Annotated in this window: 23 protein-coding genes; 16 read left to right on the plus strand and 7 right to left on the minus strand. The window is 62.9% G+C overall.

Features of this window, described 5'->3' with window-relative positions:
* Window positions 1-22: 22 nt before the first annotated feature.
* From OSH12_RS15540 to msuE (OSH12_RS15560), 5 genes are all read right to left on the minus strand, one after another.
* Window positions 23-1,078: an ABC transporter substrate-binding protein gene (locus OSH12_RS15540; protein WP_266344499.1), complete on the minus strand. Its 1,056-nt coding sequence runs from the start codon at window positions 1,076-1,078 to the stop codon at window positions 23-25.
* A 121-nt stretch (window positions 1,079-1,199) separates the two neighbouring features.
* Complete coding sequence (locus tag OSH12_RS15545) at window positions 1,200-2,048, minus strand: ABC transporter permease (RefSeq protein ID WP_266344500.1); 849 nt, start codon at window positions 2,046-2,048, stop codon at window positions 1,200-1,202.
* A 47-nt stretch (window positions 2,049-2,095) separates the two neighbouring features.
* Window positions 2,096-2,641 carry an FMN reductase gene (msuE, locus tag OSH12_RS15550; RefSeq protein ID WP_266344501.1) on the minus strand — a complete coding sequence of 182 codons (546 nt, stop codon included), beginning with the start codon at window positions 2,639-2,641 and terminating at the stop codon, window positions 2,096-2,098.
* Window positions 2,642-2,794: 153 nt separating this feature from the next.
* Window positions 2,795-3,940, minus strand: a complete 1,146-nt coding sequence (sfnG, locus tag OSH12_RS15555; RefSeq protein ID WP_266344502.1) for a dimethylsulfone monooxygenase SfnG — start codon at window positions 3,938-3,940, stop codon at window positions 2,795-2,797.
* A gap of 36 nt (window positions 3,941-3,976) precedes the next feature.
* Window positions 3,977-4,570 (minus strand): FMN reductase, encoded by a 594-nt coding sequence (msuE, locus tag OSH12_RS15560; protein ID WP_266344503.1) that lies wholly within the window; start codon window positions 4,568-4,570, stop codon window positions 3,977-3,979.
* Window positions 4,571-4,903: 333 nt separating this feature from the next.
* On the opposite strand from msuE (OSH12_RS15560), the gene OSH12_RS15565 reads away from it, so the two are divergent.
* The 5 genes from OSH12_RS15565 to OSH12_RS15585 all read left to right on the plus strand — a co-directional run bounded on the left by OSH12_RS15565 (window position 4,904) and on the right by OSH12_RS15585 (window position 10,353).
* On the plus strand, window positions 4,904-5,413 hold the full coding sequence (locus OSH12_RS15565; protein WP_266344504.1) for a redoxin domain-containing protein: 510 nt from the start codon (window positions 4,904-4,906) through the stop codon (window positions 5,411-5,413).
* A 333-nt stretch (window positions 5,414-5,746) separates the two neighbouring features.
* Window positions 5,747-6,259 (plus strand): peroxidase-related enzyme, encoded by a 513-nt coding sequence (locus OSH12_RS15570; RefSeq protein WP_266344505.1) that lies wholly within the window; start codon window positions 5,747-5,749, stop codon window positions 6,257-6,259.
* 103 nt (window positions 6,260-6,362) lie between these two features.
* Window positions 6,363-7,700 (plus strand): sugar ABC transporter substrate-binding protein, encoded by a 1,338-nt coding sequence (locus OSH12_RS15575; protein ID WP_266344506.1) that lies wholly within the window; start codon window positions 6,363-6,365, stop codon window positions 7,698-7,700.
* On the plus strand, window positions 7,697-9,355 hold the full coding sequence (locus OSH12_RS15580; RefSeq protein WP_266344507.1) for a sugar ABC transporter ATP-binding protein: 1,659 nt from the start codon (window positions 7,697-7,699) through the stop codon (window positions 9,353-9,355). Before OSH12_RS15575 ends, OSH12_RS15580 begins: the two co-directional genes overlap by 4 nt.
* A 2-nt stretch (window positions 9,356-9,357) precedes the next feature.
* On the plus strand, window positions 9,358-10,353 hold the full coding sequence (locus OSH12_RS15585; RefSeq protein ID WP_266344508.1) for an ABC transporter permease: 996 nt from the start codon (window positions 9,358-9,360) through the stop codon (window positions 10,351-10,353).
* On the opposite strand, the gene OSH12_RS15590 is transcribed toward OSH12_RS15585, so the two are convergent.
* Entirely contained in the window at window positions 10,333-10,578 is a 246-nt protein-coding gene (locus OSH12_RS15590; protein WP_266344509.1) for a hypothetical protein, read from the minus strand. The genes OSH12_RS15585 and OSH12_RS15590 overlap by 21 nt on opposite strands.
* Window positions 10,579-10,637: 59 nt before the next feature.
* Here OSH12_RS15590 and OSH12_RS15595 point away from each other — a divergent pair, with 59 nt between their 5' ends.
* The 11 genes from OSH12_RS15595 (at window position 10,638) to OSH12_RS15645 (ending at window position 21,951) form a co-directional block, all read left to right on the plus strand.
* Complete coding sequence (locus OSH12_RS15595) at window positions 10,638-11,330, plus strand: GntR family transcriptional regulator (protein WP_266344510.1); 693 nt, start codon at window positions 10,638-10,640, stop codon at window positions 11,328-11,330.
* 22 nt (window positions 11,331-11,352) lie between these two features.
* The gene (locus tag OSH12_RS15600) at window positions 11,353-12,264 is read left to right on the plus strand and encodes a dihydrodipicolinate synthase family protein (RefSeq protein WP_266344511.1); all 912 of its coding nucleotides are present in this window, start codon (window positions 11,353-11,355) and stop codon (window positions 12,262-12,264) included.
* A 68-nt stretch (window positions 12,265-12,332) separates the two neighbouring features.
* The gene (locus OSH12_RS15605) at window positions 12,333-13,514 is read left to right on the plus strand and encodes an ABC transporter substrate-binding protein (protein WP_266344512.1); all 1,182 of its coding nucleotides are present in this window, start codon (window positions 12,333-12,335) and stop codon (window positions 13,512-13,514) included.
* Between the two features lie 87 nt (window positions 13,515-13,601).
* Window positions 13,602-14,681, plus strand: coding sequence for an ABC transporter ATP-binding protein (locus tag OSH12_RS15610; RefSeq protein WP_266344513.1), 1,080 nt, complete (start codon window positions 13,602-13,604; stop codon window positions 14,679-14,681).
* On the plus strand, window positions 14,678-15,601 hold the full coding sequence (locus OSH12_RS15615; RefSeq protein WP_266344514.1) for an ABC transporter permease: 924 nt from the start codon (window positions 14,678-14,680) through the stop codon (window positions 15,599-15,601). Before OSH12_RS15610 ends, OSH12_RS15615 begins: the two co-directional genes overlap by 4 nt.
* A gap of 3 nt (window positions 15,602-15,604) precedes the next feature.
* Entirely contained in the window at window positions 15,605-16,450 is an 846-nt protein-coding gene (locus OSH12_RS15620; RefSeq protein ID WP_266344515.1) for an ABC transporter permease, read from the plus strand.
* Window positions 16,451-16,505: 55 nt separating this feature from the next.
* Complete coding sequence (locus OSH12_RS15625; RefSeq protein ID WP_266344516.1) at window positions 16,506-17,705, plus strand: mandelate racemase/muconate lactonizing enzyme family protein; 1,200 nt, start codon at window positions 16,506-16,508, stop codon at window positions 17,703-17,705.
* Between the two features lie 70 nt (window positions 17,706-17,775).
* On the plus strand, window positions 17,776-18,561 hold the full coding sequence (locus OSH12_RS15630) for an NAD-dependent epimerase/dehydratase family protein (RefSeq protein WP_266344517.1): 786 nt from the start codon (window positions 17,776-17,778) through the stop codon (window positions 18,559-18,561).
* 2 nt (window positions 18,562-18,563) lie between these two features.
* Entirely contained in the window at window positions 18,564-19,487 is a 924-nt protein-coding gene (locus tag OSH12_RS15635) for an aldose 1-epimerase (protein ID WP_266344518.1), read from the plus strand.
* Window positions 19,468-21,201: an L-arabinonate dehydratase gene (gene araD, locus OSH12_RS15640; protein ID WP_266344519.1), complete on the plus strand. Its 1,734-nt coding sequence runs from the start codon at window positions 19,468-19,470 to the stop codon at window positions 21,199-21,201. Before OSH12_RS15635 ends, araD begins: the two co-directional genes overlap by 20 nt.
* 24 nt (window positions 21,202-21,225) lie before the next feature.
* A complete protein-coding gene (locus OSH12_RS15645; protein WP_266344520.1) occupies window positions 21,226-21,951 on the plus strand; it encodes a ribonuclease activity regulator RraA in 726 nt (241 codons plus the stop codon).
* Between the two features lie 117 nt (window positions 21,952-22,068).
* Here OSH12_RS15645 and cueR read toward each other — a convergent pair whose 3' ends face one another.
* Complete coding sequence (cueR, locus tag OSH12_RS15650) at window positions 22,069-22,518, minus strand: Cu(I)-responsive transcriptional regulator (protein ID WP_266344521.1); 450 nt, start codon at window positions 22,516-22,518, stop codon at window positions 22,069-22,071.
* Window positions 22,519-22,541: the final 23 nt, after the last annotated feature.

The raw sequence follows: 22,541 nt of genomic DNA on the forward strand, positions 1-22,541 counted from the left end.
CCCGAGCCGGCGTCGCGCGACCTCAGTTGGTCGGTTTCGCGTGCGGGTTGAACTCGTTGGTGTAGAGATCTGCGACCTTGTGCTTGCCGGCCGGGACGATGCCCTGGCGCTCGTCGAGGCTCAGCCAGAACTGGATGTCCTCTTCGTTCTGCAAGGCATGCTCAGCCCAGCGCAGCACCGAGTAGTCGCCCTTGCCGTCATTGGTGTAGATCCACGGAGCCAGCTCGGGATCGACATGGCCGAGGTCGATCTGGACCTGCACGGCCTCGGCCGGGTTTGCATTGGCCCAGTCAGCAGCCTTGGCGACGGCGGCGACATATTTGCGGACGATGTCGGGGTTCTTTTCGATGAAGTCCGTCTTGGCCATGGTCCCTCCGCGGACGATGCGCCGGCCGGAGAGATCGGACAGTTTGAACAACTGGCGGTAGCCTCCCTTTTTCTTCAGCTGCGCATCGAGCGGACCGAAGGCATAGAGCGCGTCGATGTCGCCGCGCAGCAGCAGTTGCTCCTGCTGTCCCGGCGGCACGGCGAGATAGGTCACGTCATCCTTGGTGATGCCCTTGGAGCCCAGATAGTCGAGTGTGAACCAGGCGCTCGACCACGAGAGGTTGGTCATGCCGATCGTCTTGCCCTTGAGATCCTCGGCGGACTTGATCGGGCTGTTCTCGGGCACGAAAAGGCCGTCGCCACCGATGGCGGGGTCGATCAGCAGCGAGGTCGCCGCGACCTCCTTCACGTCGAGGCCCTTGTCCTTGACGTTGATGAAATAGGCATAGTCGGCATAGGCGGCGAAGTCGGTGATGCCGGCGTCGATCGCGGTGGTGTACTGCTCGGGCGGTAGCGGCACCCAGACCGGCTTCAGGCCTTCCTCCTTGAAGAAGCCCTTCTGCTCGGCGATGGCGAGCAGTTCCCAACCGACCGTCCAGGGCAGGGTGGGGGAGGAGATCAGCTTGATTTCCGTCAGCTCCTCCGCTGTCGCCGGCAGCGAACCAGCGAGGATGCCAGCCAGTGCGATGGCCGCGGCGGCGCCACGAGCGACGCGGAGGAGAGGCCCCGTTCGGGGGAAGTTTGCAATCATGATCGACCTTTCAGTTGTGCCGTTGTTGTCGGGGAAGCGTTGGCAAGGCTCTGCCGTCGACGGGAACGAGGTCCCGTCGGCAGACGCGGTTCAGGATGTCGTGGAGAGCGGGGCGCGGCCCTCAGGCGTTGACGTCGACCTTCCAGGAGGTCAGCCACTGCTCGAGCCGGACGAGGGCGTAATTGGCGAGAATTCCAAGCAACGCCAGGATGATCACGCCGACATAGAGCAGGTGGATACTCATCAGATATTGCGAGTTGACGACCAGATAGCCGAGCCCGCTATTGGCGCCGACCATCTCGGAGACGACCAGCATCAGGAACGAATAGGTCACCGCCAGGCGCATGCCGGTTATCAGCGACGGGATCGACGAGGGAATGACGACCCGCACGAACAATTGCCGGTCATTGAGCCCGACCGAGCGGGCGTATTTGACCAAGGCCGGATCGACATAGCGGATGCCGCTAATGGTGCCGAGCAGGATCGGCCAGACCACTACCCAGTAGATGATCGCCACCTTGGTCAGATAGCCGATGCCGAAAAACAGGATGAAGACGGGGAATAGCGAGACCGGATTGGTTTGACGCAGCAGTTGCAGCAGCGGGTTGAGAAAGCGGTCCACGCCCTTATACCAGCCCAGCAGGATGCCGAGCGGAACCGCCGTGACCACGCCGAGCCCGAAGCCGCCGAGCGCCCGCAGCACGCTGACCCAGACATGCGGCCAGAGATCGCCGCTCGCCGCGAACTGATATCCCGCCACCACGACCTCGGAGAAGGGCGGCAGGAACGTCCGGTTGATGAGGCCGAGACGGGGCGCGAACTCCCACAGCAGCAGGAAGATGATGATGGCGGCCGACCGCTCGAAGGCGGCATAGGCGAACGACTTCAGCCTTGGACCGAGGCGCGATGGAAGATCGACGCCGCTGGCGTTGAGCGTGCCGGCATCTGCTGCGGGGGAATTGACGGACATGGTTCGTCTCCAGGCGATCGGGGCGGGGAAGCGGGCGGGCGTTGCCTTCAGGCGTGAACCAGCCGCCGCTCGAGAACGTGGATCGATTCCTCAACCAGGGCGTCGAGGCGCTGGATCAGGACGGGATCCCGCAATTCTCCGTCAACCAGATCGCGATCGCTGGCATAGAAGGACGTCGGCAAGGTCGAGGCGTTGAAGAAGCCAAACAACGGCCGCAGCTGATGTTCGACGACCAGCGCGTGACGATCGCCGCCACCGGTCGCGGTGATCGCAATAGGCTTGCGCACCAACGCCTTGACGTCGATCAGGTCGAAGAAGAGCTTGAACAGGCCGGAATAGGATCCCTTGTAGACCGGCGACCCCACCACAAGCAGGTCGGCCTGCTCGACAGCCGCCAATGCGCGGTCGAGGTGATGGGGTAATCCATCGCGGCGTCGGGCGAGCGCAATATCCGGCGTCAGATCGATAATATCGATGAATTCGGATTCAAGTCTCGTCTTGGAAGACACCCGATCGACGATGTTCGACACCAATCGTCTCGTCTTCGAATTCTCGGACAAGCTGCCCGATACACCGACAATCTTTGCGCTCATGGTGCCCTCATGCATTTTTGTGCATCTAGGCTTCCAGCTTTCCTTTCCTGTTTGAAGGGCGCGGTTTCCAACAATAGCGATTCAGCTACAATAAATTCGGCAATCCGGCGATCCAGCAGCCAATTTATTGCAGCGCAGCAACAATGGGATCAGTCAGGCCTTGGCCTGCTCAGGGGCAGGGGGCTCGGTCTCCACGAGCGGTTGCTCGCCTTCGAGCGCGCGTACCAGCGGGATGACCCGGCGACCGAAGAACTCGATGTCTTCCTTGAAGTGCAGAAAACCGAGCAGGATCAGGCCGACGCCGACCTGCTTCAGCGCCATGATGCGTCGCGCGATGTGTTCAGGTGTGCCAATCAGGCCGGTCTTGAAACCGTCATTGCCCTGCACGAAGTCGGCAAGGCTGGACTTCGCCCAGTTGCCCACGCCATCGCTGGTGTTGCGCCCCGCTTCACGCGTCGCATCGGCGAAGCGCTGGACTGCGTCCCAATCGGCCAGGCGGATGATCTCGTCATAGGTCGCCAGCGCCTGTTCGCGGCGCTCATGCGCAATGGCGAAGGCGTTCACGCCAAAACGGACGGTGCGGTCCGCCGCCGCGGCATGGGCCTGCACCTCCGCGATCTGTGGCGCGATATCGGCGGGCGAACCGCCATTGGTGAGGTACCAGTCCGAATGCCGACCGGCCATGCGCCGGGCCGCGGTGGAGGAGCCGCCTTGGAAGATGGGCGGATGCGGCGCCTGGAGTGGCTTCGGGCGCATCTGGAAACCGTCGATCTGAAAATGGTCGCCATGGTGCGTGAAGGGCTCGCCCGTCCAGCAGCCCTTGAGAATCTCGATGAATTCCTCGGAACGGCGATAGCGCTCGTCGTGATCGAGCCAAGGTTGGCCCATCGCGGCGAACTGCGCCTTGTCCCAACCGCTCACAATGTTGATCGCGAACCGGCCACCGGACAGCACGTCGGATGTCGCGCCGATCTTGGCCATCACGGCTGGATGCCAGAGGCCCGTCAACACCGCCGAAATGATCTTGATCCGCCGGGTCCGCGCCAGGATGAACTGCGACAGCGCTACCGCCTCGTGCTGACCTTCGTCGAGGAACGTCGAGACGAAACGGGTCGCCGTCAGGCCGTATTCGAAACCCGCAGCCTCCGCGATCTCCGCCAGTTCGACGTTATAGTCGAGGTCCCAACCGAAGCGCTGTTCGATGCGGCTTGCCAGATAGCCTGTGCTGACCGCCGGCACCCAGTAGGCGAAACGCATCGGCTCGGCGGCGGACGAAAGCCGCGGATTGCCTCGCGTCATTGAACCATCCTTCAGGTTTGGCCTGCGTTGCGCCTGTCATCCGACAGCGAGGGGCAGGCGTCCGGCGCTCGAGAACGAATCGAAGGAGAGGAGGGATCGCGCGCGCAGCGCGCCGACGGCTTCCGATGCCACTTGCTCCACGCGATCCGTGATCATGGGGTTGACGATGCGGTAGTCGCTGAAATCGCTCTCGACGGCGAATATCGTTGTCGGGACGGTCATCGCCTTGAAGAAGCCGAACAGGGGCCGCAGGTGGTGCTCGATGACAAGAGCATGCATCGGCGTACCACCGGTCGCGGTCAATATAACAGGAACGCCGGTCAGCGCGTGGTGGTGCACGAGGTCCAGAAGATGCTTGAGCGCCCCGGTATAGGCGGCGCGATAGACTGGCGTGCCGACGACGAGCACGTCAGCGCGCTCGATCAGGCGGACCAGTTCCTTGGCCTCGCCCTGGAGGCGATCCGGTGTCAGGGCGGCGAAGACAAGTGGCGCTGCGTCGACGAGCTCGATGAGCCGGGTGTTGGCGCCAGTTCTCGCTTCGAGAACCTTCAAAATCTCGCCGACCAGCACCGCAGTCCGCGAGGGTCTCGTAACATTTCCGGCGATTCCGACGATTGAAAGCTCAGTCATGATCCGTCAAACGCGTTCGCCTTCGAAAGTACAACAGGTGAGTGAATATGCTGCCCACGCTGGAAACTCGCAAAGTACAGATCGAGCGAAGTAGCGGTTCGATTAGAAAAATGTCGCGTTCAATTCGCTTTCTGCCAGGGAAGCTGCCTCGACAACCACCTTTCATCACGATCTGATTGCGCCATGCATGCCAAACCCAATGCTGAGAAGCCTCGCAGCAACCAGGCGACCGTCTCTGGCGATCAGGTTGTCGCCCAGCACGCCTATGCCGCCTTCGTTGCCGATCGATCGCAGGACTTCGAGCCACTACGCTGGTTGCCGCGAGGAACGGTCGTGGACCTGCCATTCCTCGACTCGGTGGACGATCTGCCAATCGATCTCGATGCCCATTGTCAGGGGCGAAGGGCCGTCCTCATCTTCTATCCTGGCGGGTGGGAGGGGGCCTCGAATATCGCGCTGCGGACGTTCCAGGCAGAGGTGGCGAGGTTCGAAGCCGCATCGGTCAGACTTGTCGCCGTGACCCCCGAGCTACCGCACTTCGCGCGTCAGACATCGGATCGGAATGGTTTGAGCTTCGCCGTGGCTGTCGATCAGGCCTGTCGGTTCACGCGCTCGCTCGGCTGTGGCTTCAAGCTGCCCGTTCCGCTGCGGCGCATCGTCCGGGATCATGGCCTGCGCCTCAACATCTGGAACGGCGAGGGAAGTTACAATTTGCCGATGCCGGTCGTGCTGTTGCTCGACAAGGGGCGCCGCGTGCGCTGGATCGATACCGCCCATGCGGTTGACGCGCTGGATCCGGAGCGCGTGCTGAGAGCGATCGTTCATCTCGGCAGCGATGAATGACGGCTCTGTAACTCCGAGGAAGCAACGCCGCGATGTCGAAGGGCGCCCGCTCGCCCTCGGCGCATTAGCCCGACGTGACGAAGCGAACTCGCGCAGGGCGGTGGTGTCGCAACGCGCCGCATATGGCGTCAGCGGGCGCAACGGAAGTACGAATGTTTCCTTGAGAATTTGAAAATTGGGCAAAAGTTCCTGTTGGTTCGATCGATAATGAACTTAGATATTGGAATATAAATCATTTGAATGTCATCGTGATGGAGATTAGGTGTGACCAAATCTGCGCTGATCGAACCCGTTAATGAAAAAAAAATTTCCAGACTTGAGAATATATACGTAATGGACCTTCCAAGCGACGTCGTTAAGTTGAACGAATCCAATCACGGCGAGAATTGGATTCGAGCTCTTTCGGTCAATCCGGATACGGCACGGCGCTTCGCCAGCTATTTCGGCAGCCTTTTCACGTCGGCCAAGACAGCGCGATTGCCTCTGCAGGAGCGGGAATTGATCGCCGTCATCGTCTCGGCCGAGAATGGCTGCGGACTCTGCGAGATCCATCACACCATCGCGCTCGGCGACCTGATCGATGACCACGCCCGGGCGCGGCGGATTGCGCTCGATCACCACCTAGCGCCGCTCTCGGACCGCGAGCACGCCATCGCTGCCTTCGCGCTCAAGGTAACACGCGAGCCGAAATCCATTGAAGCCGCTGATTTCGAGGCGCTGCGCGCCGTCGGCCTCGACGACGCCGATATTGTGGAAGCAGTCGAAACCAGCGCCTGGTTCAACCACACCAACCGCATCTTCATTTCGCTCGGCGTGATCCCCGACGCGAAGTTCTTCGCCCGCTAACTCCTTCGTCCGGTTCGCCTGCGCCGACGCCCCGCTTGGGCGATCGATCCGCCATGCCTGCGATTCCGTGTCCTCTCCCTTTCGAACCCCCGCGAGTTCCACCATGAGACGCATCGATCCAAGCAAGTTCCCGGATTTCACCAACCGCAAGGTCGTCGATCGCCATATGGGCAAACTCGATACGCATGGCGTGTCGCGACGCGAATTCCTCGCCTTTGCCTCGGCCGCCGCGATTGCAACGACCGCTGCCGGCGCCCTTGGCTTTCCCAACGTCGCGCTTGCCTCGACGAGCGGCAAGCTGGCCCATCTGCAGATCACGCGCCGGCTTGAATATTCGGTCGGTGCGGATGTCGGCGCGGTGGCGGCAGCCGAAGCGCTCGGGCTTTCGCACGCGTCGTTCGATGGCGAGTTGGATCCATTGCGGCAATTGAACCAGTTCGAACAGCAGGCAGCGGCCGGCACCAACGGCATCATCTTGCACGCTGTCGACGGGAGCGCGATCAAGCGCATCGCCGAGACCGCCAACCGCGACAAGATCTGGCTGACCAACACGTGGGGCACGCTGCCTTGGTTCACGCCTTTCGACGCCGGCGACTACTGGACGCTTTATGCCGTGCCGGAGGAGCTTTCCGCCCATGGCGCTGTCACCACCGAGGTCGCCAAGGCGATTGTCGCCAAGTTCGGTGGCGGCAAGGTCGTCGGCGTCACAGGCATCGAGGGCAACTCGACCGATCTGATCCGCTCGCGCGGTCGCGACGCCGCGTTGAAGGCGTTTCCGACGATCGAACTGGTCGGCGAATTGCCCGGCAAGTGGAACCGCGAGGATTCGCAGAAGGCGACGCAGGACCTGCTGTCGCGCCATCCCGACCTGGTCGGCGTCATTGGCCAGAACGACGATGTCGCGGCTGGCGTTCTGGCAGCCTTGAACGAGGCGGGCCGCAAGCCCGGCGAGGATGTCTTCGTCGGCGGCGCGGACGGCACCGATGCCGGCGTTCGGGCCATCCGCTCGGGCAAGATCGTCGCCACCAGCGCCAATGTGCCGGCCTATCTCGGCGGCCTGCTCACGGCGCGCATCTATGACGTTCTGAACGGCTATCAGCCCAAGGATGCCGAGCGCTTGCTTTACTGGCGCTCGGTGACGACGACCAAGGACAATGTCGACGGCTATATTGCGCGCTATGTCGACAATAATGGTGTCGCGCCGTTCGACTATGCGCGCCTCTCGAAGGTCAAGCATCCAAACGACTGGGATCCGCAGGCGGAAATCTTCCCGATCGACATCGAGTCCGAATGGGCCGGCATTCCGAAGCCCGCCAACTGGAAGGCGCCGGAACGCTACGCCGCGATCTGGACCAATGGCGAAGCCGAGGCGGTTCGCGCCGACTACGCCGCTCACTACAAGATCAAGTTCGACGGTCCATCGCCGAACGTCAAATCGTGACGCTCGACGTTTTCAAGACAGCCCAGACAACGCCATCCGCCCTCGCGGGTGGCGTTTTTGGTGTTCCCGAAAATTCCGCACCCGCGATCGAAGTGCTGGGACTGACGCATGATTTCGGGCCGACGCGGGTGCTGGATTCCATTTCGTTCGCCGTGCCGCGCGGCACGATTGCGGGCATTGTCGGCGAGAATGGCGCGGGGAAATCGACCCTGTTCAACATCCTGTCCGGCCTGCTGCAACCGGCTCGCGGTTCGCTCCGGCTGCGGGAAAAAGACTATGCTCCGCGTTCCTATCGCCATGCCCTGGAACAAGGCGTTTCGCGGGTGTTCCAGGAGCAGGCGCTGATCCCGGCGCTGCCGGTTTACGAGAACCTTCTGCTCGGCCATGAGCGAGCCTTCGAGCGAGGTGGCTTCCGCCGCCATGGCGCGATGATCGCCACGGCAAGGCGCATCGTCGACGCCGCCGAACTCGATGTCGATGTCACAGGCGAGACGGGCAGCTATGATTTCTCGGTTCGACAGAGCCTCGAAATCGCGCGCGCCTGCCTGTTTCCGAGCCTCGTGCTCGGAATCTCCGATCCTGTCGTGCTGCTCGACGAGCCGACCGCCGCTTTGGCGCGCGAAGAGGAGGCGGCATTCTTCCGCCTCGTACGCCGGCTTCGCCATCATGCAACCATCCTGTTCGTCTCGCATCGGCTGACCGAAGTCTTGGCCATCAGCGACAGCATTCACGTGCTGAAGGACGGCAGGCTGGTCGCGTCCCGTCTTCCGGCCGAGGTGGACGAGGACCAGTTGCACCGCCTGATGGTCGGTCGCGCGCGCGGCGTCGATTATTACAGCCAGCAGCAAGGCCCGATCCCGGTCGACGCGTCCGGTGTGTCGTCACGTCCGGTGCTCGCGGCCGAGGGCCTGTCCCTGGCGGGTGCCTTCGAGGACATTTCGTTCAGCGTGCAGCCCGGCGAGATCGTCGGCATTGGCGGCTTGTTGAATTCGGGAAAGACTCGCCTTGGTCGTGCCGTTGCAGGGCTGGTGACGCCGGCTAGTGGCACGATCCGCATTGACGGTGATCCCGTCGCCTCGATCCGCCCCGAAAGCATGGTGGCGCTCGGCGTCGGCTATGTCCCGGCGGAGCGTCTGACAGAGGGCGTGATCCCGGCGCTATCGATCGCCTGGAATGTCGGACTCGCCAGCGGCGATCGATTGACGACGCGGGCCGGGTTCTGGCGCAAGCAGGCGGAATCGTCGCTCGCCACGCGCGCCATCCAGGATCTGCGCATCCGCGCCGATGGCCCGGCGCGGGCGGTTGAGACGCTTTCCGGCGGCAATCAGCAGAAAGTGGTGATCGCCCGCTGGGCGGCGCGCCAGCCGAAACTCCTCGTTCTCGACAATCCGACGCGGGGTGTCGATGCCGGCGCGCGCGAGGAGATTTATGCCATTTTGCGGCGATTGGCGGCGGCCGGTGTCGCCATTCTTGTGATCACCGACGATCTCGCCGAACTGATCGGGCTTTCCGACCGGATTTTCATTCTGCGCGATCGCCGGCAGGTCGCGGCTCTCGACGCCGCAGCCGAAACGAAGCCGACCGAGGAAGCGCTGGTCGCCCTGATGCTCGGTTCGCAGGCCTCTTCCCTATCCGCCTCGCAGAGGGTTTCCTGATCATGTCTACGCTCGCCAATGCGCCCGATGCGTCGCGATCCGGCGCCGCGCGAGCCTCCTTGCTGGCCCGCTGGCGCTCGCTATTGCCGGTGGGCGTGGTGCTGCTTCTGATCGTGGTCTTCGGGCTCACCTCCGATGCTTTCCTGACGCCGCGCAACTTCACCGCCATTGCCGGCCAGGCGAGCACGCTGCTGATCGCCTGCCTCGGCGCCAGCTTTATCGTCGTCATGGGCAGCATCGATCTGTCTATCGGCGCGGTCGTGCTGCTGACGGGCGCAGCATCCGTCCTGACCCTGAATGCCGTGCCGATCGGCGCTGGTGCGGTGCTGGTTGGCTTCGGCCTCGGTGGCATCCTCGGCCTGGTCAACGGACTGGTCTTCGCCTTTGGCCGCATCCCGTCCTTTGTCGTCACGCTCGGCACAATGTCGATCTTCAGCGGGCTGGCGCTACGACTGCTGGATGGTCGCGCCATCGCCTATGATTCAGCCGCCTTCGAGACGCTGGCAATCGGCCAGTGGATCCCGCGCCTGCCGAATATCGCGCTGATCGCGTTGGTGCTTTGGGCCGTCCTGGTGGTCGTGGCGATGCAGACCCGTTTTGGCCGCTATGTCTTCACGATCGGCGCTGGCGAGAGCGTCGCCCGCATCGCGGGCGTGCCGGTCCGTCGTTACAAGATCTATGCATTCATCCTTTCGGGCGCCCTTGCCGGCATTGCCGGATCGCTTGCGGCGGCGCGACTGAGCGCGGCCGGGCCGACGCTGGGAAGCGACCTGCTGCTCAACAGCCTGGGCGCCATCGTCATCGGCGGCACCTCGCTTGCCGGAGGCATTGGTGGCGTGCAAAGGACGCTGATTGGCGTCCTGATCATCGCGCTGCTCGACAACGGGCTCAATCTGAACGGCATCGATCAGTACACGCAGATGGGCATCAAGGGCGTCGTGATCATCGCCGCCGTGCTCGTCAGCCAGCCACTTGCCTCAATCCGGTCCGTAAAATAGCGAGACCGGCAACGGCGCGATCTTGACGAGGCCAATGCGCTGAGCATGGCGTCGGCAGTCGCCTGCACATTCAAGCCATTCGGCCGAGACCGCATGCCCGGCTATCGCTGGCCTGCCGATATTGCGCTGCCCGATCTCTTCCCGCCGCCCGTTCGCAGCGATGGCCACGCCAAGCGCCTGCTTGATCTGCCGTTCCTGAACCGTTCTTGAAATCTGATACATCACGATTTGACGTATCAGATTTCAGAGGTTACAAATCCTGACCAGCCTCGGGAGGAGATGGAATGGACGGTCACGTCGCGGATGATGGAGAGCAGCGCAGCGAGCGTGTTCTCGAACCGATCCGCATGCGCAGCCTGCGCGAGCATATCCATGACGAACTCCGCCAGGCCATCATCTCCGGTCGTCTGAAGACGGGGACGAAGATGAACGAGCGTCAGCTCGCCGCTGATCTCGGAACCAGCACCAGCCCTTTGAAAGAAGCGTTGCGCCAGCTCGAGGCCGAAGGTCTCGTTCGAACAGAGCCTCGCCGCGGCAGCTACGTGACTTTTTCCGCCCGGCAGGCGGAGGAAATGACGCTGGCCCGGGCAGCCCTCGAAAGCATCATCGCGCGGCAGGCCGCCAAGCATGCGCCGGAGGCGGCATTCGCCCGGCTGCGGGCGGTGGTCGAGAAGATGCGCGTCGTGCTGGAATCTGGAAACGTCGAGCAGCTCATCGCGCTGAACGAAGAGTTCCATGACGGGATTCACGAAGCATCGGGCTGCGATTATCTACGCCGGCTTCAGAACGCGCAGCGGACATATGATCACGCCGCCCGTGTCACGGTTCTATCGCGCGAAGAGGTTCGCCGGGTTTCGTTTCACGAGCATGAAGCCATCATGGAAGCCATTGTTGCGCGCAACGAGGATGAGGCCGAACGGCTGATGCGCCAGCACATCGTGGATGCGGGAAAAACGCATATCGAGCTGGTCTTTTGATTGGCTTACGGGGAAAAGCACAATGAAATTTGAGGATTACCGCCGCGTCTTGCACGGCATATCGGGCGTGCACGTCACCGCTTATGACGATCGCGGAGAGATCGAGCCGAAGCTTACGGGCCGTATCGTGTCCGACATCGCCGCTGCCGGCGTCCACAATATCGTGACGGGAGGCAATACCGGCGAATTCTACAGCATGACCACGGACGAGGTTATCCGCCTGCAGGCAATCGCAGTCGCAGCCGTCGATGGTCGCACTGTGGTGACGGCCGGAGCCGGTCGCTCGGTACGCGAGGCGATCACGGTGGCAAAGGCCGGCAAAGCAGCGGGCGTCGACGGCGTGATGATCCACCATCCGCTCGATCCGTTCGCAGCACCGCACTCGCAGGTCGACTACTTCATCGCCATTGCGGAGGCGGTCGATCTTCCCCTCGTTGCCTATGTCCGCTCGGACCTTATCCCGCTGGATGAAATGGTGCGTCTTGCAAGCCATCCGGCTGTCGCGGGCGTCAAGTTTGCGTCCACCAACACCATGCTTTTCGCGGAATGCGTACGCGCCACCAAGGGTACGGACGCGACCTGGATCTGCGGTCTCGCTGAAAGCTGGGCGCTGCCGTTCTACGCGCTGGGCGGAAAGGGTTTCACCTCAGGCCTCGTCAATGTCGCGCCGGAACTCTCGTTGGCGGTGTGGCGCGCGCTTGAGGCGGGCGATTATGCAAAGGCGCGCGACTACACGGATCTCATCGCGCCGTTCGAGAACATGCGCACCAAGCATCGCAACGGCGCAAACGTCACCGTCGTGAAGGAGGCATTGCGCCTTCGCGGCGCAGAGGTCGGGGCGGTTCGCTTGCCTGGCCTGCCGGAACTCGAGGAAGCCGATCGCCAGGCGCTCGGCGGCATTCTGGAAAGCTGGAAGGAGGCCGTACTGGCCTGACGGGTTGCGTCACGCGGCTCAGGGAGGAGGCGCGTGGCGTTCATGACAACCACTGGGAGGAGCAAGTCATGTTCAATAAGGTTTCACGTCGCCGCTTCATGGCCGGAGCGGGCATGGCGGCAGGCGCCGGTCTCATCATGCCTCGCGGCGCGTTTGCACAGGGAAAGCTTCCGACATCACCGGTCGCTCTCAACGTCATCGACGCTGCCGGCAATCTCGCCCTGACGCAGCCCATCTTCGACAATTTCGCGGCGAAGAACGGCAATCTCGTATCGCGCTTTACCTTTAACAAGGCCCCGTCGCCGGAGCTTCCGGGCAAGATCCGCGCCCAGCAGCGCGCCAATCGTGTCGATATCGACATGGTCATCATCGGCCCGGACGCACTGTCTGCCGGTCTGGCTGAAGACATCTGGACCGACATCATCGCGCTGCCTGAAAACGGCCTGCCCAAATTGCAGGACATCTATCTGGACCCGGCATGGCGCATGCAGGAACAGGGGCAGGGCAAGGGCGTCGTCGTCTCCTATTATCCATCGGGCCCGTTGCTCGAATACATGCCGGAGCGCGTGCCGAACGTGCCGAAGACGGCCCAGGAACTGCTGGACTGGGCGCGCCAGAACCCGAACAAGTTCATCTACGCACGTCCCGCGAACTCCGGCCCCGGCCGTACGTTCCTGATGGGCCTGCCTTATCTGCTTGGCGACTCCGATCCCAAGGACCCGGCCAAGGGCTGGGACAAGACCTGGGCGTACCTGAAGGAACTGCACAAGCAGATCGAATACTACCCGGCAGGCACCGGCGCGCTGATGAAGGAATTCGGCGAAGGCACGCGTGACATGACCGTCACGACCACCGGTTGGGACATTAATCCGCGCGCCCTCGGCGTCGTGCCGAAGGAAGCGGCTGTCGGCAAGCTGGATGGCTTCCACTGGGTTTGCGACGCGCACTATTTCGCGATCCCGAAGGGTGTTTCGGAAGAAAAGGTCGCCGTGCTGCTTGAATTCATCAAGTTCGCGCTTCAGCCGGAACAGCAGGCCTACTCGTATGACGCCGGCTATTTCTATCCCGGCCCGGCGGTCAAGGACGTTCCGCTGACCATGGCGCCTCAGGCGAGCCAGGACATCATTGCCGAGTTCGGCCGTCCGGAATACGCGGATTGGATCGCCAACAATCCGATCGAGCTGCCGCTTGAGCCGAAAGCCCTCGTGGTGGCGTTCCGTCGCTGGGACGAGGAAGTCGCCGCCGGTTGATCCGCGGAGTCCTTCGTTGTCGCTGCCGCGGACCCAGTGGTCTGCGGCAGCGACTCCCTGCACCTAAGTTTCAGACGGAAGAACGGCATGTCGCTCGCCTCTATATCCTTTAAAGAACTGCGTCTCGACCGCGTAAGCCGGGCTTTCGGGAGCTTCACTGCGCTGAACCAGATCGAGCTTGTGATCGGTAAAGGCGAGTTCGTCGCGCTGCTCGGCCCGTCGGGTTGCGGCAAGTCGACCGCGCTCAACTGCATCGCCGGCCTGCTCGGCACCACCGGCGGCGGCATCTACATCGACGACAAGCGCATCGACCAGCTCAAGCCGGAAGATCGCGGCTTCGGCATGGTGTTTCAGAACTACGCGCTATTCCCGCATATGACCGTGCTGCAGAATGTCGGCTTTGGCCTGAAAATGCGCGGTCTGCCGCGCGCCGAAATCGAAACCCGAGCCCAGGCGGCCCTCGCGCTCGTTCGTCTTCAGGGCCAGGCCGACAAGCTTCCGGGCCAGCTTTCCGGTGGTCAGCAGCAGCGGGTGGCCATTGCCCGCGCCATCGTCATCGAGCCGCCGCTGGTGCTCATGGATGAGCCGCTGTCCAACCTCGACGCAAAGCTGCGTCTGGAAATGCGCGCCGAGATCCGCCGCATCCACAACCAGCTTGGCGCGACCACCATCTATGTCACGCACGATCAGGACGAGGCGCTGTCGCTCGCCGACCGCATCGTGGTCTTGCGCGATGGATCCATTCGGCAGGTCGGCACGCCGCACGAGCTTTACGAAAGCCCGCTCTATCTCGACGTGGCCGAGTTCATGGGCTTCCGCAACAAGGTCGTCGGCAAAGTGGTCCGCGTGGCGAACGGCGTTGCCACGATCTCGACCGAGGGACGGGAACTCACCGGCCGTGCCATGGACGCCCTGAAGCCCGGCGACGAAGCCGTTCTCGCCGCCCGTGGCGACGACGTTGTCGAGGGGGCTTCCGGCGGAAACGCCATCCAGGCGGTCGTCGAGACGATCGAATATCGCGGCCGCGAGCATGTCGGCACCGCCCGCACCGATACAGGCATGGAACTCGTCTTCCACGGCCCTCGCAATGTCGAACTCGGCAGCCGCATCAGCCTGGAAATTGACGCTCTACGCGCGCTGGTGTTTGCGAAAGCGGGGGCAGCATGACCGTTCAGGCGATCCACACACGCCAACGCGAGGACGTGGCCCCGGACCGGCCAAGCCTGCGCCAGCGGCTTGCGAACCAGGGCATCGACGGCGTCACACTGCTGATCCTGCCGGCATTTCTGTTTGTGCTCGGTGTCTTCGTCTACCCCTTCCTTTACGGACTGGTGCTGTCGTTCAATCCGATCGAAGGCGACGCGTTCGCCAACTATCGCCAGTTCTTCTCGGATCCATATCTCTACAACACGATCGGTGCGACGCTCTGGCTCGCCGTTCCGGTGACGCTCATCAGCGGCGTGCTGGCGGTTCCGATTGCCCTGCGTGTGCGCCTGCTCCAGCGCCAGAGGCTGCTCACTACCCTTCTCGTCTTGCCCATCACGCTCGGCACGGTCCTCGTGGCGGAGGGCCTGCTGAACTATCTGGGCGCACAGGGCTGGTTCAACCGGACGCTGATCACCATCGGTCTCATAGACAGCCCGCTCCGGCTGACGAACAACTATTGGGGCGTCTTCGTCTCGCTGATCATCACGGTGTTCCCGTTCACCTTCCTGCTGACGCTCTCCTACATCAGCGGCATCGATCCGGCGCTTGAGCGCGCCGCGGCGACGCACGGCGCCAATAGCTGGCAGCGCTTCCGCTATGTGATGTTGCCGCTTCTGATTCCCGGCCTTGTGGTCGCTGCGTGTCTCACCTTCGTGCAGGCCTTCTCGGTGTTCCCATCCGCGGTGCTGCTCGGGGCGCCTTCCGGGCCGACACGGGTCATTTCCATCGCCGCCGCGCAAGCGGCATTCGAGGAATACAACGCCTCCAAGGCTTCGGCGATTGCCATGATCATGGCCGCGGTTCAGCTCGTCGTGGTGGCCGGTCTCCTTGGCGTGCGCTCAATGTTCTATCGCGGCTCGACCGCCGGCGGGAAAGGCTGACACATGGTTCGCGATACATCTCTGCTTTCCAGACTCTGGATCATGGTCGTCTGGGCCGTCACCGGCCTTTTCGTCCTCAACGTCATCGCCGTCATCGCGGCCGTGGTGGTCTCTTCCTTCGGCACGCGCTGGCTGCGCACATGGTTGCCGGATGCCTTCACGATCCGCTGGTATGCAGCCGCCTGGGCCGAGTTCCAGCTCGATCATGTGCTGCTGGTTACCTTCCAGATCGTCTTTACGGTCGTGATCCTGTCGGGTCTTCTGGGGGTGACGGCGGCCTATGCGATGGCGCGGCGCAACTTTCCCGGCAAGAAGCTTGTCCTGCTGATCTTCCTTCTGCCGCTGCTCGTTCCGCCGATCACCTTCGGCATTCCGCTCGCCACCGTGCTCTACATGGCCGGCGTCGGCGGTACGTTCTGGGGCGTGGTGCTGGCCAATCTCGTGCCGACCGTACCCTTCGTGATCCTGGTCATGATCCCGTTCATCGAGCAGATCGACCCAAAGGTGGAGGCAGCGGCGCGCGTTTTCGGCGCCGGGACGTTCCAGCTTTTCCGTCACGTGCTGCTGCCCATGCTGCTGCCCGGCATGCTTGCCTCGATGCTGCTGGTTCTGGTTCGCACCGTCGCGATGTTCGAGCTCACCTTCCTCACCGCAGGCCCAACCAGCCAGACCCTTGTTGTCGCGCTCTACTACTCCGTCTTCGCCGCAGGCGTCCGATCGGTGCAGTCCATCGACGCGATGGCGGTGATCTACATGGTGACCTCGCTGGTCTGGCTGCTGATCGCGCTCCGCTTCGTGAACCCGACGCAGATCGTCGCTCGCGGCCGGTCAGAGGCATCGACCCACTGATGCCGTCACAGGGGCGGCTTAGGCCGCCCCTCCCTGCAATGCCCTGGAAAAGTCCATGAAGATCGAAGCCATCGAAACCATCCAGTTGCCACACCTCAACAACATCCTCTGGGTGCTGGTGCATACCGATGAAGGCATTGTCGGGCTGGGCGAAACTTTCCGCGGCGCCAACGCGGTGGCTGCCTACATCCACAGCGATATCGCGCCGCAGCTCATCGGCAAGAACCCGCTGGAGATCGACCGCATCTCCAGCCTGCTCCTGTCGCCCTATGTCGGCTTCCGCTCGTCGGGTGTCGAAATCCGCGCGGCATCGGCCATCGACGTCGCGCTGTGGGACATCTTCGGCAAGGCTGTGAACCAACCGATCCACCAGCTTCTCGGCGGCCTGTCGCGGCCGTCGATCCGCACCTACAACACCTGCGCCGGCTACACCTACAACAAGAGCGGCGCGCGGCGTTACATCGGCGATGGCGACGATGCCAAGGAAGGACCATACGAAGACCAAATGGCCTTCCACAAGGATGCCGGCGCTCTTGCCGAAAGCCTTCTGTCCGAAGGCATCACGGCGATGAAGATCTGGCCGTTCGATCCGTTCGCCGTGGCGAATGGCGGCAATTTCATCCACACGACCGATCTCGACAAGGCGCTGGTGCCGTTCCGCCAGATCCGCGACGCCGTCGGCGACAAGATGGAAGTCATGGTCGAGCTACACTCGATGTGGGACCTGACATCGGCCTTGTCGATTGCGCGGGCGTTGCGCCAGTTCAACCCTTTCTGGGCCGAAGACCCGATCAAGATGGTCAACCCGCAGTCGCTGGCGATCTATGCCCGCCAGGCCGGCATTCCGGTCTGCGCCAGCGAGACGCTGGCGACGCGTTCTCAGTTCCTCGACGTGCTCAAGGCGGATGCCACGGATTATGTGATGCTCGACGTGTCTTGGTGCGGCGGCCTGTCGGAGGCGAAGAAGATCGCCACGATGGCGGAGACATTCCAGCGCCCGGTAGCGCCGCATGACTGCACGGGGCCCGTGGTCTTCGCGGCTTCTATCCACTTGTCGCTCAACCTGCCCAATGCGATCTATCAGGAGTCCGTCCGCGCCTATTACACCTCGTGGTATCGCGATCTGGTCACGGTGATGCCGCGCATCGAGAACGGCGAAATCTATCCCTTCGAGGGCGCCGGCCTCGGCCTGGAGTTGTCCGACTTCGTGCTCAAGCATCCCGACGTGATCCGCCACACGACTCGGGTATCGTGATGGGGCCGATCCGCCACATTGCTGGTGGGCGACCTGCCCCTGACAGGCGCGCCTGTAAAGGGTCGATGAGATGACGCGTCCCGTCCTTCTCACCGGCGCTTCCGGCACGCTGGGCCGAATGCTGGCCTCGCGTCTCGCGCGAAAGGGCTACGCGCTGCGCCTATCCGACATCGTGGCCTTTCCCGACCCGCTGCCGGAAGGCGCGGAATTCGTGCCGGTGGATCTGCTGGATGAAGCCGCTGTCCATGATTTGGTGCAGGGCACCCACCAGATTATCCATTTGGGCGGTATTAGCGTCGAAAAGCCCTTTCGATCCGTCATCGACGCCAACATCCTTGGCCTTACGCATCTGTTCGAGGCAGCGCGACAGGATCGCCAGCGCATCGTCTTTGCCAGCTCCAATCACGCCATCGGCTTTTACGAGCGGGGCGAAAAACTGTCGGTCCGCGACCCGATGCGACCCGACGGCTATTATGGTCTCTCGAAAGCCTATGGCGAATTGCTCGCCCGCATGATGTTCGACAAGCATGGGCTGGAAAGTGTTCATATGCGCATCGGCTCCTGCCTTCCGCAGCCGACCGAAGCGCGTCACCTGTCGACATGGCTGTCGCATGACGATTTCGAACGCCTCATCGTCGCGGCGCTGGAGACCAAAGCCACAGGCCATGCAATCGTGTGGGGCGTTTCGGCCAACCGGCAATCGTGGTGGGGCGACGATGACGCCGCGCGCATCGGCTATGTCCCGCAGGACGATGCCGAGCATTTCGCGCCGCTGCCGGACCAGGGCGATCCCGTGGCGCGGCGTTTTCAGGGTGGCAGCTTCACCGCACATGACTATACGCGGGGCGATGCTTAGCCATGACGGTCGCGCTGAAAGCTGGCAATTACAACGCTGTGGTGGACCCCGCGCAGGGCGGGGCCATTCTGTCAGCCGAGTGGCGCTCGCCAGCCGGTGCGAATGTCGCCATTCTGGAGCCGATGACCGAAACGCTGTCTCGCTTAAAGGCCGGATGCTTCGCGATGGTCCCGTTCGCCAACCGCATCGCGGACGGTCGTTTCAGCTTCGAAGGGCGCGATTACGCGCTGCCGGTCAATCATCCCGCCGAGGCGATGGCGATCCATGGTTTCGGGCGCGACAACCCGTGGCGCGTGACAGCGCAGGACGTTGCCACGCTGATCCTCGAACAGGATTTCGAGCGCGCGGATAACCCGTATCGCTATCACGCCCGGCAGGAGATCGGCCTTTCCGAGGAGGGGCTCAACATTTCGCTTTTCGTGCGCAATGATGGCTCGCGCGCCATGCCGTTCGGCATCGGCCTTCACCCGTGGTTCCCCAAGTCCCCGCGCACGACGCTGACCTTTGCCTCGCGCGGCGTGATGGGGCGGGATGCGCGCGGCCTGCCGTCCATGCCATCCCGCGCCGAACCCGCTTTCGATGCCGACACACCCGCACCCCTTGGCGCTTTCCCTTGGTTCGACGGCTTTATGGACGGCTGGGAACCGCATCGCGCACGGCTCGCGCGCCCGGAAGACGACATTGCCATCGAGATCACGGCCGACGGCGCGTTCCGCCATCTCCATGTCTTTGTCCCCGACGACCGCGCCGTCCTTTGCGCCGAACCGGTGAGCCACGCTCCCGACGCGATCAACCGTCCCCAACTCGGCGGCGCGAACGCCATGCATCGGCTCGCGCCCGGCGACAGGCTGGCCGGTACAATGACCATCCGCGCCATGCCCTATCCACCTGTACGAGGCAGAGAAGATGACCCGCAAAACCTATGACCAACTCCGCTCCTCGCGCTGGTTCGCGCCGGACGACCAGCGGTCATCGGGACACCGCTCACGCACGATGCAGATGGGCTATGATCCCGCCGACTGGGAAGAAAAGCCGGTCATTGCCATCATCAACACGTGGTCGGACGCACAGCCTTGTCATGCCCATTTCAAGGATCGCGTGGAGTGGGTGAAGCGGGGCATCCTTCAGGCAGGCGGCTTCCCGGTCGAACTGCCCGCCATGTCGCTCTCGGAAAGCTGGGTCAAGCCGACCACCATGCTCTACCGCAACATGCTGGCGATGGAGACCGAGGAACTTCTGCGCTCGCATCCGGTCGATGGCGCGGTGCTGATGGGCGGCTGCGACAAGACCACCCCGGCGCTCATCATGGGCGCGATCTCCATGGGCCTGCCATTCGTCTTCCTGCCGGCCGGGCCCATGCTGCGCGGCAACTATGCCGGCAAGTATCTCGGCTCCGGCACGGATATGTTCAAATACTGGGACGAGCGGCGCGCCGGCACCATCACCAAGGAAGAATGGATGGGCATGGAAGCGGGCATCGCCCGTTCCTACGGCCATTGCATGACCATGGGCACGGCCAGCACGATGACCGCGATCGCTGAGGCGATGGGCCTGTCGTTGCCGGGCGCGTCGTCGATCCCCGCGGCCGACGCCAACCACCAGCGCATGTCCACCCAGTGCGGCAGGCGCGCCGTCGAGATGGTGTGGGAAGACCTGACGCCGGAAAAGATCATCACGCCGGTCGCCGTCGAGAACGCCGTCACCGTCGCCATGGCGACCGGCTGCTCGACCAACGCGATCATCCATCTGATCGCAATGGCGCGTCGTGCCGGCATTCCGCTCGAACTGGACGACCTCGACCGGATCGGCCGCACCACGCCCGTGCTCGCCAACATCCGGCCGTCCGGCACGCAGTATCTGATGGAAGATTTCTTCTACGCAGGCGGCATTCGCGCGCTGATGAAGCAACTCGGCGACAAGCTGGATCCGTCGGCCATCACGGTGACCGGCAGGCCGCTGGTCGAGGGCCTCGAGGACGTGAAGATATTCAACGACGATGTGATCCGGCCGCTTTCCAACCCGGTCTATCACGAGGGCTCGCTTGCCGTGCTCAAGGGCAATCTCTGTCCGGATGGAGCGGTCATCAAGCCTGCCGCATGCGACCCCAAGTTTCACAAGCATGTAGGCCCGGCGCTGGTCGCCGACAGCTATCCGGAAATCAAGAAGATCATCGACGATCCGGACTACCCGATGACGCCCGACACAGTGCTGGTGCTTCGCAATGCAGGGCCGCAGGGTGGTCCGGGCATGCCCGAATGGGGCATGATCCCGATGCCGAAGGCGCTGCTCAAGCTTGGCCTGCGCGACATGGTCCGCCTCTCGGACGCGCGCATGTCCGGCACGTCGTTCGGGGCCTGCGTCCTGCATATCGCGCCCGAATCCTTTGTCGGCGGCCCGCTCGCCCTGTTGAAAACCGGGGACCTGGTAGAACTCGACATCCCGGCGCGCAGACTTCAGATGCTTGTCAGCGACGAGGAGCTTGCCCAGCGTCGCGAGGACTGGGTTGCGCCCACGCCTCATTACGAACGCGGCTATGGCCTGATGTTCTCCAAGCATATCGAGCAGGCCGACAAGGGTTGCGACTTCGACTTCCTTCGCACTGAACACGGACGCCCTGTGGACGAGCCGGTTATTTATTAGCGCGAGCAAGAGACAGTGAAAGAGATGAGCGACTACATCCTATCCGACGAGACGCGTGCCAAGCTGTCGAAGGTTTCGACCGCTTCCGTTGCCAGCGCCTTGTTCAAGCGCGGCCTGCGCAACCAGTTCATCCAGGGCGTCACCCCCGTCAGCTGGAAGGGCCAGAACATGGTCGGCCAGGCTTTCACGCTGCGCTACATTCCGGCGCGCGAAGATCGCAACCCGATGGAGGTCTTCCGCAACGCCGACCACCCGCAGCGCGTGGCGATGGAGACCTGTCCTCCCGGCCACGTGCTGGTGATGGACAGCCGCAAGGATGCGCGTGCCGCTTCCGCCGGTTCGATCCTGATCACGCGGCTGGCAAAGCGCGGCTGCGCCGGCGTCGTGACGGATGGCGGTTTTCGCGATGCGGAGGGGATCGGCAAGCTCGACATGCCGGCCTATCACCAGCGCCCCAGCGCGCCAACCAACCTGACGCTTCACGAGGCGCTGGACATCAATGTCCCGATCGCCTGCGGTGACGCGGCGGTGTTCCCCGGCGATGTTCTGGTTGGTGACGGCGATGGCGTGATGGTTATTCCAGCCCATCTGGCCGATGAGATCGCGAACGAATGCACCGGCATGGAGCAGTTCGAGGCTTTCGTGCTCGAACAGGTCGAGGATGGTGCGCGCATTATCGGCCTCTACCCGCCAACCAGCGAAAAGGCCCAGGCTGACTACGCGCAGTGGCGCGAAAAGAACGGTCTGTAAGTTCGGTCCGATGGCCATGGCCGCGCGCTGTTCAACCTTTGCGCCGCGCGCGTCCGCCACTCCGGGCCATGGATTGGATTTGAACCGGACCACCGAATAGGGTCGGACTTCCTTCCCTCATTGCAGCGGGCGTACGATTGCGCCGGGACGGGAGTGGATCGAAAGATCCTCATCGACCAGATCCGTTTCGAGCCTTTGCAGGATTGGGCAATGGGGGCGGTGGTCGCCGTGGCAGGCGTTGACCAGCGTTGTCAGCGTATTGGCCATGTCCTGAAGACCTTTGATCTTCTTTTGCAGTTCGTCGATGTGGCCCTGCGCCAAGCGCTTGACCTCGGCGCTCTGCCGGCTGTCGTCACGCCATAGGCCCAGAAGATCGCTGATCTCGGCAACCGAAAAGCCGAGATCGCGCGCGCGGCGAATGAAGCGCAGCATGTGGACTTCGGTGTCCGAATAATCGCGGTAGCCAGAAGGCTTTCGGTCCGCAGCCGGAATGAGACCAGTCTGCTCGTAGTAGCGAATCATCTTGGCCGAAACGCCCGATGCTTTCGATGCCTGTCCTATGTTCATCCGTAGTCTCCCAAAAAATGGCG

The sequence above is a fragment of the Kaistia terrae genome (assembly GCF_026344005.1).
Taxonomy (GTDB): domain Bacteria; phylum Pseudomonadota; class Alphaproteobacteria; order Rhizobiales; family Kaistiaceae; genus Kaistia; species Kaistia terrae.

Excerpts from the sequence above, each read along its gene's own strand:
- OSH12_RS15540 (WP_266344499.1), bottom strand. The coding sequence starts at position 1,078 with ATGATTGCAAACTTCCCCCGAACGGGGCCTCTCCTCCGCGTCGCTCGT.
- OSH12_RS15545 (WP_266344500.1), bottom strand. The coding sequence starts at position 2,048 with ATGTCCGTCAATTCCCCCGCAGCAGATGCCGGCACGCTCAACGCCAGC.
- msuE (WP_266344501.1), bottom strand. The coding sequence starts at position 2,641 with ATGAGCGCAAAGATTGTCGGTGTATCGGGCAGCTTGTCCGAGAATTCG.
- sfnG (WP_266344502.1), bottom strand. The coding sequence starts at position 3,940 with ATGACGCGAGGCAATCCGCGGCTTTCGTCCGCCGCCGAGCCGATGCGT.
- msuE (WP_266344503.1), bottom strand. The coding sequence starts at position 4,570 with ATGACTGAGCTTTCAATCGTCGGAATCGCCGGAAATGTTACGAGACCC.
- OSH12_RS15570 (WP_266344505.1), top strand. The coding sequence starts at position 5,747 with ATGGACCTTCCAAGCGACGTCGTTAAGTTGAACGAATCCAATCACGGC.
- OSH12_RS15575 (WP_266344506.1), top strand. The coding sequence starts at position 6,363 with ATGAGACGCATCGATCCAAGCAAGTTCCCGGATTTCACCAACCGCAAG.
- OSH12_RS15585 (WP_266344508.1), top strand. The coding sequence starts at position 9,358 with ATGTCTACGCTCGCCAATGCGCCCGATGCGTCGCGATCCGGCGCCGCG.
- OSH12_RS15595 (WP_266344510.1), top strand. The coding sequence starts at position 10,638 with ATGGACGGTCACGTCGCGGATGATGGAGAGCAGCGCAGCGAGCGTGTT.
- OSH12_RS15600 (WP_266344511.1), top strand. The coding sequence starts at position 11,353 with ATGAAATTTGAGGATTACCGCCGCGTCTTGCACGGCATATCGGGCGTG.
- OSH12_RS15605 (WP_266344512.1), top strand. The coding sequence starts at position 12,333 with ATGTTCAATAAGGTTTCACGTCGCCGCTTCATGGCCGGAGCGGGCATG.
- OSH12_RS15610 (WP_266344513.1), top strand. The coding sequence starts at position 13,602 with ATGTCGCTCGCCTCTATATCCTTTAAAGAACTGCGTCTCGACCGCGTA.
- OSH12_RS15615 (WP_266344514.1), top strand. The coding sequence starts at position 14,678 with ATGACCGTTCAGGCGATCCACACACGCCAACGCGAGGACGTGGCCCCG.
- OSH12_RS15620 (WP_266344515.1), top strand. The coding sequence starts at position 15,605 with ATGGTTCGCGATACATCTCTGCTTTCCAGACTCTGGATCATGGTCGTC.
- OSH12_RS15625 (WP_266344516.1), top strand. The coding sequence starts at position 16,506 with ATGAAGATCGAAGCCATCGAAACCATCCAGTTGCCACACCTCAACAAC.
- OSH12_RS15630 (WP_266344517.1), top strand. The coding sequence starts at position 17,776 with ATGACGCGTCCCGTCCTTCTCACCGGCGCTTCCGGCACGCTGGGCCGA.
- OSH12_RS15635 (WP_266344518.1), top strand. The coding sequence starts at position 18,564 with ATGACGGTCGCGCTGAAAGCTGGCAATTACAACGCTGTGGTGGACCCC.
- araD (WP_266344519.1), top strand. The coding sequence starts at position 19,468 with ATGACCCGCAAAACCTATGACCAACTCCGCTCCTCGCGCTGGTTCGCG.
- OSH12_RS15645 (WP_266344520.1), top strand. The coding sequence starts at position 21,226 with ATGAGCGACTACATCCTATCCGACGAGACGCGTGCCAAGCTGTCGAAG.
- cueR (WP_266344521.1), bottom strand. The coding sequence starts at position 22,518 with ATGAACATAGGACAGGCATCGAAAGCATCGGGCGTTTCGGCCAAGATG.